This is a genomic window from Streptomyces sp. NPDC020958, from assembly GCF_055562175.1.
In genome coordinates this window covers 656,533-668,391 of the sequence record NZ_JBVHFU010000004.1, presented here as the reverse complement: position 1 = coordinate 668,391, position 11,859 = coordinate 656,533, and the positions used below count along the sequence as shown (strand labels likewise).

The window sequence follows — 11,859 nt, the reverse complement described above, 5'->3', positions numbered from 1 at the left end:
CGCCCGGTTACATTCCGAACCCGGAAGCTAAGCCTCACAGCGCCGATGGTACTGCAGGGGGGACCCTGTGGGAGAGTAGGACGCCGCCGAACAAATATTGGGAAAACCCCCGCATCCAAGGATGCGGGGGTTTTCTGCGTTATAGGTCTTTGCGGCTTCAGAAGGTCACGTCCGCCGTCGTGACCGTGCCGCCCTTTCGGCCCGGGGCCTCCTGCCACTGCCAGTAGAGGTTCGTGTGCGCGATGACCTGCTGCGGTGCCGGCGCACCGTACTGCGTGAGGTCCTCCGTGGTGTGGGCGTCGGAAACCAGGGTCGCGTCGTACCCGCGGACGATCGCGCCGTGCAGGGTGGAGCGGATGCAGGCGTCGGTCTGGGCGCCGGTGACGACCAGGCGGCCCACGCCCCGCTCGGCCAGCACGGACTCCAGCTCGGTGGCCTCGAAGGAGTCGCCGTAGCGCTTGTGCACGAGGGGCTCGGTCGCCTCCCGGGTCAGCTCGGGGACGTACTCCCAGGGGGCGCTGTCCGGCTTCAGCTCGTCGCTGGAGTGCTGGACCCAGATCACCGGGACCGCCTCGGCACGGGCCTTGGCGATCAGGGTGTTGATGTTGGCGATGACCTCGTCGCGGTTGTGGGAGGTGTTCACCACGCCGTTCTGCACGTCGACGATCAGCAGGGCGGTGTTCGGGCGGTTCGGCAGAGTCGTCATGACGTTCACGGTAGAGGGGGGCACTGACAACAGGGCCCGGGTGAGCGTTAGTTTGGCCGCATGAGTGCTTCGACCAGCAGTGAATACGTCGTTCGCGCGATACGGGCCGACGAATGGGAGGACGTCAAGCGGCTTCGGCTCGTCGCCCTGCGGGACCCGGTCGCGGACATCGCCTTCCTGGAGTCGTACGAGGAGGCGCTGGCCCGGCCCGACTCCTTCTATCGGGAGCGGGCCGCGGGGTCGGCGGCGGAAGCCGGTGCGGCACGGCAGTTCATCGCTGAGGCGGCGGACGGGACGTGGGCCGGTTCCGTGACCGTGCTGATCGAGGAGGCCGGGTCGAAGGACTGGGCCGGATTCCCGGTCGAGCGGCGGCAGGGGCACATCGTCGGGGTGTTCGTACGGCCCGAGCACCGTGGGAACGGGCTGCTCGGGGCGCTGTTCGACGCCGGGATCGGCTGGGCGCGGGAACGCGGTGCGGAGCGGATACGGCTGCTGGTGCACGAGGACAACGCGCGGGCCCAGGGGGCGTACCGCAAGGCGGGGTTCGTGCCGAGCGGAGTGCTCGTGCCGTTCGACAAGAACGCGGCCGAGACCGAGGTGGAGTTCGTCCTAGACCGGTAGTTCCCGGTGCGGCCAGCGGGACCGGGCCTGCTCGTGGGAGCGGAGCAGGGCGAGGGTCGGCAGGCCCTGGTCCGGGCCGCTGGCGAGCAGGTCGGGCAGCTGCGGGAGGGGAGCCACGGCCGCCACGTCGTCCAGGACCAGGGTGAGTGGTGGGTCGAGCCGACCGGAGGATGACCGTTCGGCCATGCGCCGGCCATGCTCGACCACGCTTGAGACGAGGGCCGTCAGGAGGGGCATCGCGCCCGGGTTGGTCCTGGGGTCCTCGATGGATTCACCGACCACATAAAGCGTGCCCCCTTCGTGCACGAAGGAATCCAAAGCGAGGGCATCGGATCGGTTGGGATTGCAGGCCTCGCGGATGTTGACGGTGAAGAGGGCGGCCAGGGCACGGGCCGTCAGTTCCTGGGCGACGTCCCTGCGTTCCGGGTGGGCGGTGAGGGCGGCCTCCAGTTCGCCGGCGGAGCCGGGAGCCGCCTTCGGGTGGGTGCGGAGGGTCCGTACGGCGTCCTGGATGCCCGTGCCCTGGGCCCAGCGGTGGACGTGGCGGATGGTGCGGTTCTCCAGGGCCGCTGCGTGCAGGTAGCTGCGCAGCAGGGTCTCGGCCGTCTCCGTGACCGCCTGGTCGATCTTCGCGCTGGGTTTCACGGGGGTGAGCAGGGACTGGGCGCGCAGGGCCGCGGTCGATTTGTCCTCGCAGCCGACCGTGGGGGACCAGTGGAAGCGGGCGGGGGTGTCGCAGAGGTGGTTCGGGTCGTAGAGGAGGACGGGGCCGAGTTTGGCCCTGGCGTCCTTGGTCTCGGACCAGACGGTGGGGTTGGAGGTGACGACGAGGGCGGGGCCTGCCGCGTCACGGATGGCCTGGGTCGCGGTTGTCCGGCGGGCTTCGACGGGGGCGATGTGGATCCTGGGGCCCGGGACGGCCTGCTGGCCCGGGACGGCCTGCTCGGTGGCGGGGGGCGTCGGGACGGCCGGGCTCAGGGCCTGGGCGGGGGCCTGGACGGTCGCTCGTGCCGGGACCGGGACCGGGGTCGCGTCGGCCGCCGTTGCCTGCCCATCCGTCGTCGGCTGCCCGGCTGGCGCCGTCCGCTTCCTGCGGCTCGCGCGCCAGCGGGTCACTGTGCCCAGGACGAACACGGTGAGGACCAGCAGGATCATCAGCTGGCCGAGGAACAGGCCCCAGAACAGGCCCCACCCGGACAGCCGGGCCGCCGGTGTGTCGGGCCAGGCGCCGGGGAGGTCGTGCGGTTCGCCGATGAGGTGGCGCATCGCCGGTGGGGTGTGGGTGAGGGTGACCGTCGAGGGCCAGCTGCCGTGGGCGAACCAGGCGGCCAGTCCCGTCGCCGTCCACACCAGGACCGTGACGCCCAGCAGGAACCCGAGTATGCCGATCAGCAGGCCGTCGGGAACGCCGCCACCGCCGCGGTGCTCCCGCTCCTGCCGAGGGTCCGGTCTCACGCACGGCCTCCCTACGCCACCGTCGACTCGGAGTCGCCGAGGTGCTGTTCCACGAAGGCCGCCGCCCGCTGTTCCGCCTCCAGCTCGGCGGCGCGCAGCGCGTCGTCGGCGTCGGCCAGGTCGCTGGACGACTCGGTCATCGCGCGGTCGGTGAAGACGAGCGGGCGTTCCGTCTCGGTGACCAGGTGTTTGACCACCTGGACGTTGCCGTTGACGTCCCAGACCGCGATGCCGGGGGTGAGGGTGGGGATGATCTCCACGGCCCAGCGGGGCAGACCCAGGACGCGGCCCGTCGCCCGTGCCTCGTCCGCCTTCTGGGCGTAGATCGTGCGGGTCGAGGCCATCTTCAGGATCGCCGCGGCCTCCTTGGCCGCCGCGCCGTCCACGACGTCGGAGAGGTGGTGGACGACCGCGACGAAGGACAGACCGAGGCGCCGGCCGAACTTCAGCAGGCGCTGGAAGAGCTGGGCCACGAACGGACTGTTGATGATGTGCCAGGCCTCTTCCACGAGGAAGATGCGCTTCTTGCGGTCCGGGCGGATCCAGGTGTGCTCCAGCCACACGCCGACGATCGCCATCAGGATCGGCATGGCGATGGAGTTGCGGTCGATGTGGGACAGGTCGAAGACGATGAGCGGGGCGTCGAGGTCGATGCCGACCGTGGTGGGGCCGTCGAACATGCCGCGCAGGTCACCGTCGACCAGGCGGTCCAGGACCAGGGCGACGTCCAGGCCCCAGGCCCGTACGTCGTCTATGGCGACGTTCATCGCCTCGGCCGACTCCGGTTCGGGGTGCCGTAGCTGCTCGACGATGTCCGTCAGGACGGGTTGGCGGTCGAGGATCGTCTCGTTGACGTAGGAGTGGGCGACCTTCAGGGCGAAGCCGGAGCGTTCGTCGAGGCCGTGGCCCATCGCGACCTCGATGATGGTGCGCAACAGCGCGAGCTGGCCCGTCGTGGTGATCGAGGGGTCCAGCGGGTTGAGGCGGATGCCGTGGTTCAGGGCCGCGGTCGGGTCGAGCCGGATGGGGGTTATCCCCAGCTCCTCCGCGATGAGGTTCCACTCGCCGACGCCGTCCTCGCCCTGGGCGTCCAGGACGACGACCTGTCGGTCGCGGAAGCGCAGCTGCCGGAGGACGTAGGTCTTCTCCAGGGCCGACTTGCCGTTGCCGGACTCGCCGAGGACGAGCCAGTGCGGGGCGGGCAGTTGCTGGCCGTAGAGCTGGAAGGGGTCGTAGATGTAGCCCTTGCCGGAGTACACCTCGCGGCCGATGATCACGCCCGAGTCGCCCAGGCCGGGGGCGGCCGTGGGGAGGTAGACGGCCTGGGCCTGGCCGGTGGAGGTGCGGACCGGGGAGCGGGTCGTCTCGACCTTCCCGAACAGGAAGGACGTGAAGGCTTCGGTGAGGACGGACAGCGGGTCCCGCATCAGCGCATCAGCCTCTACCTTCGGATTCCGGTGGCGAAGGGCAGTGTGTTCACGAAGGCGCGGTGGTGCTCGCGGTCGCACCACTCCAGTTTCAGGTACGACTTTCCGGCGGACGCCCTGATGGTGCGCTTGTCGCGGTTGAGGGCCTCGGGGGAGCGGGAGGAGACCGTGATGTAGCCGACCAGGTTGACGCCGGCGGCGCCGCTGGCCAGGTCCTCGCCGCGCTGGTCGAGGCGGTTGTGGGCGGCGATGTCGCGGGGGTCGACGGTCCGGTTCATCTTGGCGGCGCGGGACGCCTCCGCCTCGTCGTTGGTCTTCTCCGTGAGCATGCGCTCGATGGCGACCTCGGTGGGTTCGAGGTCCATGGTGACCGCGACCGTGCGGATGACGTCCGGGGTGTGGACGAGGAGCGGGGCCAGGAAGTTGACGCCGACCGGGGTCATCGGCCACTCCTTCACCCAGGCCGTGGCGTGGCACCAGGGTTCGCGGGTGGACGACTCGCGGGTCTTGGCCTGGAGGTAGGTCGGCTCCATGGCGTCCAGTTCGGCCGGCCAGGCGTTGCGCTGGGTCATCGCCTGGATGTGGTCGATGGGGTGGTCGGGGTCGTACATGGAGTGGATCAGGGAGGCGAGGCGGCCCTGGCCGAGGGGCTGCCGGACGCGGATGTCCGCTTCCTGGAGGCGGGAGCAGATGTCGGTGAGCTCGCGGGCCATGACGACGGCGAGCCCCGAGTCGCGGTCCAGTTTGCGGCCGGCCTGGGGGCGGGCGGCGCGGGCCATGGCGTGTGCCTCGGCGGCCAGTTCGCGGGAGTAGTGCATGCAGGCGACGAGGTAGGCGCGGTGCTGCTCGCTGCTGGTGGAGACCATGGACTGCAGCTGGTCGTACGACTGCGCCAGCCAGGCCGGTGCCTTGTCGTCGCCGCGCTGGGCGACGTCCTTGGCGTGCGCGTCGGGGTCGGCGGGCAGGGTGCGGGCGAGCATCTGGAGGCGGGTGACGAAGCCGTCGCCGTTGGCCACGTGCTTGAGGAGGGTGCCGAAGCGGTCGACGAGGGCTTCCTGGTCCTCGGAGTCGCGCAGGCCGACGCCCGGGCCCTCGATCTCGATCGCGGCCGTGACCGTCTTGCGGTCGGCGTGCAGGAGTACGGCGATCTCGTCGGGGCCGAAGGGCGCGGCGAGCCAGCTGATGCGGCCGATGCCGGGCGGCGGGCCGATCTCAACCTCCCGGCCGTCGATGCGGGTGCCGGCTTCGCTGGCGGCGGAGCGGTAGACGGTGCCCGAGCGCAGGGTGCGCTTGTAGCTGCGGTTGATCTCGAACCACTTGTAGAACGTGCGGCGCTTGTACGGCACGTAGACCGCGGCCAGCGCGAGCAGCGGGAAGCCCATCAGCAGGACGATGCGCAGGGAGAGGATCGGGACGAGGAGCCCGCACATCATGCCGAGGAACGCGCCGACGATGATCAGGCCGATCTCGCCGGACTCACGGTTGCGGCCGACGATCGCGTTCGGCCGGGCGCGGCCGATGAGATACGTACGGCGAGGCGTCATCGGATGGGACAGATGGGACTCGGTCGTCAACGCCCCTCACCTCCGGAGCTGTTGTTGCGGGTGTTGCTGGCGTGCGGGGTGTTCGCCGGGCTGGGCGCGCGGGGCGCGGGGGCGGCGGAGGGGACGGATCCGCCGCCGTTGGAGGCGCGGGTGCTGTGCGCGGCGACGCCGCCCGAGGCCGGGTTGGCGGGGCGGGCGGCGGAGGAGCCGCCGCCGGAACCGCCACCGCCGCCGTTGTTGTCGGCGCGGGCGCTGTGGGTGCGGATGCCCTGGGCGACCAGGTTGGCGGGGCTGCTGATGACGGCGGCGGCCTTGCCTTCGGCGCCCTGCATGATGCGGTTGTTGCGGCCGTTCGCGATCTCGTCGCCGAAGCCGGGGACGAAGCGGTAGATCATCGCGCTGGCGAAGATGGCGAGCAGGATGATGGCGAGGCCGGAGACGACGGCGGAGAAGGCGTCGGGGCCGCCGTCGGAGGAGAGCGCGCCTGCGAGGCCCAGCACTATCACGATGACCGGTTTCACCAGGATGACGGCGATCATGATGCCGGCCCAGCGGCGGACGTGGCCCCACAGGTTCTTGTCGACGAGGCCGGCGTAGACGACGGTGCCGAGGAGGGCGCCGACGTAGAGGAGGGCGGCCCTGATGACCAGCTCCAGCCACAGGACGCCGGCGGCGAGGATGCTGACCAGGGAGACGACGATCAGCATGATGGGGCCGCCGCCGATGTCGTCGCCCTTGTTGAGGGCGTCGGAGAAGGTGCCGAAGAACGTGTCGGTCTGGTTGCCGGTGGTCTTCGCGAGGACGTCGGTGACGCCGTCGGTCGCGGAGACGATGGTGTAGAGGATCAGCGGGGTGAAGGCGGAGGCCAGCACGGTCAGCCAGAGGAAGCCGACGGCTTCGGAGATGGCGGTGGTGAGGGGGACGCCGCGGACCGCCCGCTTGGCGACGGCCAGCAGCCACAGCAGGAGCGTCAGGATCGTCGAGGCGGCGAAGACGACGGCGTACTGCTGGAGGAACTTCTCGTTGGTGAAGTCGACGTTGGCGGTCTCCTTGACGGCACCGCTGAGCTTGTCGACGGTCCAGGAGGCGGCTTTGGCGCAGCCTTGGGCGAGGGAGGAGAGGGGGTCGAGGGTGGAGCTGAGGGGATTGTTGTCAACGCCACCGCTGGTACCGCTGCCGGCGCCCTTTTCGCAGTAGTCCTTGGCGGGGCCGATCAGTAGACCGCAGGAGTCACTGCTCGCGGACGCCGAGGGAGAGGGCGAGGCCGTGAGGCTGGCGGTGGGTGAGGGTGTCGGGTCTGCCACGGCACGGGTCGCCAGCAGGACGACCGCGGTCTGCACGGTGGCCAGGACGCCGGTGAGCTTGAGTACGCGACGCGGGTTACCGGGCATAAGTGAACCCTCCGTACTGCTCGACGGCCTTGCTGATCTGGTCCGAAGCGGCGGCCTGGTCGTCACCGGGAACCGGCGCCGGGCCGTCCTTCTGCGTGTCCGCGCTGATCTTCCAGTCGTCGTCGGCCCACTGCAGGTCGAAGGTCCAGGTCTTCCAGGTGGTGGTGACGGGATTCGTGGAGGACGTCCCCGACATGCCGATGAGCCCGACGTACCACACGGAGACCTTCGCGTTGCTGTCGGCGTACTGCTCGGCCGTGGTGCCCACCGGAACCGTGCGGGACACGAAGGTGCTGCCCTTGGGGGCGTTGCCGTTCGCGTCGAGGCCCAGTTTGCTGAGGAAGCTCGCCGAGTAGGCCGTGTCCATGGCGGTCTGGAGCTTGCCGGCCGCGGCCGACGTGTAGAGGCCGTTGACGATTCTGTGCCGGCTGTCCGTGTTGAACATGCCTGTCGAGCCCAGCGTCACCGCGTAGTTCGCCGCTGCGCTCTCGGCGCCCTGTTGGGTGTGGGCGAAGCCTGAGGGGATGCCGTTGGTCTTTGTTTCCACCGGCTTGGTTCCGGTTGCCGATGTGGGTGATGTGGTCGGCCCGCCGGCGCCGCCGTTGGTGGTCGTGGTTGACGAGGAGTCGTTGTTGTCGCCGTCGCCTCTGTTCGCGAAGGCGATCGCCGCGATCAGCAGGACGACCACGCCGACGACCGTGACCAGGCTCCGTGAGGAGGAGCGGCCGCCGCGGCGGGAGGCGCCGCCGTAGGGGTCGTCGGGCAGGCGGGTGCGGGTGTGGCCGGTCTCCGGGTAGCCGGGCTCGTCTCCGAGGCTCATGCCGCGTACTCCCCCTCCACGTCGTACCGGAACGCGTAGCAGTACGACGGTAGCCGTGCTGGTTCCCGCGCGGGCGCGGTGTGGTGACTCGACATCAGGGAAACGCAACCTCGGAGCGGGGAAGGGTGAGGTCCAGGCGGCCTAGACGGCCATGCCGTACACGATGGTGAACAGGGTGCCGAGGGAGCCGATGATGAAGACCCCGGTCAGTCCGGCGATGATGAGGCCCTTGCCCTGCTCGGCACTGAAGGTGTCGCGGAGAGCTGTGGCGCCGATGCGCTGTTTGGCGGCACCCCAGACGGCGATGCCGAGGCAGATGAGGATGGCCACGGCCATGACCACCTGGATCATCGTCTTCGCCTCGTTGCCCAGGCTGCCGAAAGGCCCCCAGTCCGGAGCGATTCCGCCGATGATGGTGTTGATGTCTCCCTTGTCGGCCGCGTAGAACATGTAAGTCACCGCCCCTGGTGGGTAGTTCTGGCCGCCCCTGCCCGGTGCAGAGGTCACGCTCTATTCTCGCTGACAAAGCCGCCGGAGTATGTCGACTTGACGTCATTGATTGGCGGGTTTCGTACGAAAGGCTCGTCCGGTCACTCTGTGTATCACGGCAGGTCACGCCGGGCAATGAGGCCTGAGCGGAACCTGTCGTGTGGTTCCGTCGTTGACCCTTTTCATGGCCTGGCGCGTTTCTGACGGCCGGTCGGGTGACGGATCGAGACGATGTTCTCACGGGGGCCGTGGGGAAACGGCCGGTGGGCCCCGGCGTGAATGCCAGGGCCCACCGTTCTTCCTGAGGTCGGGTCAGCCGGCGAAGGCGGTGACGCCCTCGGGGGTGCCCCAGCCGGTCGGGCCGTCGTAGCCGGTGGTGGCGGTGCAGAAGTACGAGGTGGTGCAGGTTCCGTTGTTGCCGCTGGTCACGTCGTTGAGGTTGGCGGTGCCGGCGTAGTTGTAGGGGAACTTCGCCGGGTAGGAGCCGCTGGAGGGGGTGCCGGCGAGGGCGTAGACGCCCGCGATGATCGGCGCGGAGACGCTGGTACCGCCGAAGGTGTACCAGCCGGCGGTGACGCCGTAGGAGTCGTAGACCGAGACGCCGGTCGCCGGGTCGGCCACCGCGGAGACGTCGGAGATCATGCGCTTGGTGCACCCGGTGTCGGTCTGCCAGGTGGGCTTGGCGTCGTAGGCGGAGCAGCCGGAGCCGGTGCCCTCGGTGGAGCTGGTCTTCCAGACGGTCTCGGTCCAGCCGCGGGTGGTGGAGGACGTCGACAGCTTGGTGCCGCCCACCGAGGTCACGTACTTGGAAGCGGCCGGGTACTCGGCCCCGTAGGCACTGTCACCGGCGGAGACCGTGACGGCGACGCCCGGGTGGTTGAAGTACGAGGTGTCGTACGAGGTGTCCGAGGAGGACTCGGAGCCGCCGTAGCTGTTGGAGACGAACTTGGCGCCCAGCTTGACGGCCTCGTTCACCGCGGTGCCCAGGTTGGCCATGGTGGCGCTGGTGGCTTCGACGAGCGTGATGTTGCAGTTGGGGCAGATGGCGGAGGCCATGTCGAGGTCGAGGGAGATCTCCTCGGACCAGCCGGCGTCGGAGGAGGGCAGTGAGGTGGTGGAGCCGGTCTGGCTGACCTTCTTGAAGCAGCCGTTGGCCGTGGTGCAGGCGGACAGGCCGTAGTACGAGCGGTAGGTCGCGAGGTCGGACTCGGCGTTCGGGTCGTTGTAGGCGTCGACGATCGCGATGGTCTCGCCCGAGCCGTTGGAGGAGGCCGCGGAGGTCAGGCCGTAGGCCGAGCGGAGGTTGGTCGGGCTGTAGCCGGACGGGGTGGAGGCGTCGGCGGCCTTGGGGGTGATGCCGGTCCTCGCGGCCTGCTGCTTCTGGAAGGCGGTCAGGCCGCCGGTGACCCGGAAGGAGTTGCAGGCCAGCTCACCCTTGTGCTTGGGGGTGGCGCACGGGGTCGCGGTGTAGGTCACCTTCGACGGGGCGGCAGGTGCCGCGGTGGCCTGGACGGCGGTGCCGAAGCCGGCGAGGGCGAGGGCGGCGGTGGCCGCCGCGGCGGTGGCGATACGGCGCCAGCCACCGCGCAGGGACGATCTGCTGGGGGGAGTGGAACGCATGCGTGCAGCCTCCTGATGTTCCTCAATGGGGTGGAACAGTTCGAACAGGGGCAGTGCGGGTGCGATCTGGTACGGCGGTCCGCGAAGAGAATCCTTTGTTGAGTACGCGACAACAAGGGGTGTCGGGAATCCTGACTTCCGCATTGCCGAACGAGGCCTTCGCGTGACCCGCCGATGGTCGCCCGTTGTCCTGCGGGTGGCGGACACTTGACGCAACACACAGGAAATTCAAGGGAGTTGCCAAGGCATGGAAAACGGCCGGGGACGAAAGACGGGCCACGGCCGGATGCCGTGGCCCGTCTCTCTTACCCTGCCGCCGAGGGGACCCCACGTCCCCCTCACGGTGGCGGCTCCCCGTGACCCGACGGGGAGGTCGATCGGTGAGGGGCTCAGCCGGTGAAGGCGCCGGTCCCCTCGGGGGTGCCCCAGCCGGTCGGGCCGTCGTAGCCGGACCGGGCGGTGCAGAAGTACGAGGTGGTGCAGGTGCCGTTGTTGCCGCTGGTGACGTCGTTCAGCGCCGAGGTGCCGGCCGCGTTGTACGGGTACTGGGCCGGGTAGTCGCTGCTGCCCGGGGTGCCCGCCAGGGCGTACACCGAGGCGATCAGCGGCGAGGAGGCGCTGGTGCCGCCGTAGGTGTTCCAGCCGGTGCCGTCGGCGCCGTAGGAGTCGTAGACGGAGACGCCGGTGGCCGGGTCGGCGACCGCGGAGACGTCGGCGATCATGCGCTTCGAGCAGCTCGCGTCGGTCTGCCAGCTGGGCTTGGCGTCGTAGGCGGAGCAGCCGGAGCCGGTGCCCTCCGTGCTCGACGTCTTCCACACCGACTCGGTCCAGCCGCGGCTGTTGGAGGAGGTGGACAGCTTGGTGCCGCCGACGGCGGTCACGTACCGGGAGGCGGCCGGGTACTCGGCGCCGTACCCCTCGTCACCGGCGCTCGCGGTGATGGCCACCCCGGGGTGCTTGTAGTACGAGGTGTCGTACGAGGTGTCCGAGGAGGACTCGGAGCCGCCGTAGCTGTTGGAGACGAACTTGGCGCCCAGCTTGACGGCCTCGTTCACCGCGGTGCCCAGGTTGGCGTCGCTCGCGGACTTGGCCTCGACCAGCAGGATGTTGCAGTTCGGGCAGGTCGCGCTGACCACGTCGAGGTCGAGGGACTCCTCACCGGCCCAGCCGCTGTCGGCGGAGGGCAGCGAGGTGGTGGAGCCGGTCTGGGAGACCTTGGTGAAGCAGCCGTTGTCGGTGGTGCAGTCCGGCAGGCCGTAGTACGAGCGGTAGGTGGCGAGGTCCGCCTCGGCGTTCGGGTCGTCGTAGGCGTCGACGATCGCGACGGTCTCGCCCGAGCCGTTGGCGGAGGCGGCGTCGGTCAGGCCGTACGCCGACTGGATGTCCGAGGGGCCGTATCCGGTGGGGGAGTCGGACGCGGCGTGCGGCTTGACGGTCCTGGGCGCGATGCCCTTGACCGCGGCCTGCCTCTCCATGAAGGCGGTGGTGCCGCCGGTGACACGGAGGGCGTCGCAGGCGGCGAAGCCCTTCTTCGGGGTGGCGCCGCAGGCGGCCTTCTCGTACTGGACGTGGGCCTTCGCCACCTGGGCGGCGATGGCCTTGGTGCTGACCTTGGGGGTCGCGGTCGCGGGGGCCGCGGTGGCATGGGCCGCGGTGCCGAGGCCGGCGGCGGCGAGCGCCGCGGTGGCCGCGAAAGCGGTGCCGAGCCGACGCCATCTACCGCTGGTGTGGGGGGAGCTGGGGGTGGACGTACGCAACGTACAGCCTCCTGGAAGAGGGGACAGAG

General features: G+C 69.9%; 10 protein-coding genes and 1 rRNA gene. 2 read left to right on the top strand and 9 right to left on the bottom strand.

Going from position 1 to position 11,859, the window contains the following annotated elements; genetic code table 11:
- Positions 1 to 92: ribosomal RNA gene (gene rrf, locus ACZ3KP_RS17005) — 5S ribosomal RNA — on the top strand; the annotation flags it as partial.
- A gap of 65 nt (positions 93 to 157) precedes the next feature.
- On the opposite strand, the gene ACZ3KP_RS17000 is transcribed toward rrf, so the two are convergent.
- On the bottom strand, positions 158 to 706 hold the full coding sequence (locus tag ACZ3KP_RS17000) for a cysteine hydrolase family protein (protein ID WP_360561318.1): 549 nt from the start codon (positions 704 to 706) through the stop codon (positions 158 to 160).
- Between the two features lie 60 nt (positions 707 to 766).
- On the opposite strand from ACZ3KP_RS17000, the gene ACZ3KP_RS16995 reads away from it, so the two are divergent.
- Complete coding sequence (locus ACZ3KP_RS16995; RefSeq protein ID WP_467500246.1) at positions 767 to 1,327, top strand: GNAT family N-acetyltransferase; 561 nt, start codon at positions 767 to 769, stop codon at positions 1,325 to 1,327.
- On the opposite strand, the gene ACZ3KP_RS16990 is transcribed toward ACZ3KP_RS16995, so the two are convergent.
- The 8 genes from ACZ3KP_RS16990 to ACZ3KP_RS16955 form a co-directional block, all read right to left on the bottom strand.
- On the bottom strand, positions 1,316 to 2,782 hold the full coding sequence (locus ACZ3KP_RS16990; protein WP_467500244.1) for a type VI secretion protein: 1,467 nt from the start codon (positions 2,780 to 2,782) through the stop codon (positions 1,316 to 1,318). The two genes, ACZ3KP_RS16995 and ACZ3KP_RS16990, sit on opposite strands and share 12 nt — an antisense overlap.
- 11 nt (positions 2,783 to 2,793) lie before the next feature.
- Complete coding sequence (locus ACZ3KP_RS16985; protein ID WP_046732874.1) at positions 2,794 to 4,209, bottom strand: ATP-binding protein; 1,416 nt, start codon at positions 4,207 to 4,209, stop codon at positions 2,794 to 2,796.
- A 14-nt stretch (positions 4,210 to 4,223) separates the two neighbouring features.
- Positions 4,224 to 5,783 carry an SCO6880 family protein gene (locus ACZ3KP_RS16980; RefSeq protein WP_132892133.1) on the bottom strand — a complete coding sequence of 520 codons (1,560 nt, stop codon included), beginning with the start codon at positions 5,781 to 5,783 and terminating at the stop codon, positions 4,224 to 4,226.
- Complete coding sequence (locus ACZ3KP_RS16975) at positions 5,780 to 7,144, bottom strand: hypothetical protein (protein WP_467500241.1); 1,365 nt, start codon at positions 7,142 to 7,144, stop codon at positions 5,780 to 5,782. Before ACZ3KP_RS16975 ends, ACZ3KP_RS16980 begins: the two co-directional genes overlap by 4 nt.
- Entirely contained in the window at positions 7,134 to 7,964 is an 831-nt protein-coding gene (locus ACZ3KP_RS16970) for a DUF8175 domain-containg protein (RefSeq protein WP_467500239.1), read from the bottom strand. The genes ACZ3KP_RS16975 and ACZ3KP_RS16970 overlap by 11 nt, the downstream gene beginning before the upstream one ends.
- Before the next feature lie 141 nt (positions 7,965 to 8,105).
- On the bottom strand, positions 8,106 to 8,414 hold the full coding sequence (locus tag ACZ3KP_RS16965; RefSeq protein ID WP_046732870.1) for a hypothetical protein: 309 nt from the start codon (positions 8,412 to 8,414) through the stop codon (positions 8,106 to 8,108).
- 351 nt (positions 8,415 to 8,765) lie between these two features.
- On the bottom strand, positions 8,766 to 10,073 hold the full coding sequence (locus ACZ3KP_RS16960; RefSeq protein WP_467500237.1) for a S53 family peptidase: 1,308 nt from the start codon (positions 10,071 to 10,073) through the stop codon (positions 8,766 to 8,768).
- Between the two features lie 389 nt (positions 10,074 to 10,462).
- Positions 10,463 to 11,830: a S53 family peptidase gene (locus ACZ3KP_RS16955; protein WP_358984334.1), complete on the bottom strand. Its 1,368-nt coding sequence runs from the start codon at positions 11,828 to 11,830 to the stop codon at positions 10,463 to 10,465.
- Positions 11,831 to 11,859: the final 29 nt, after the last annotated feature.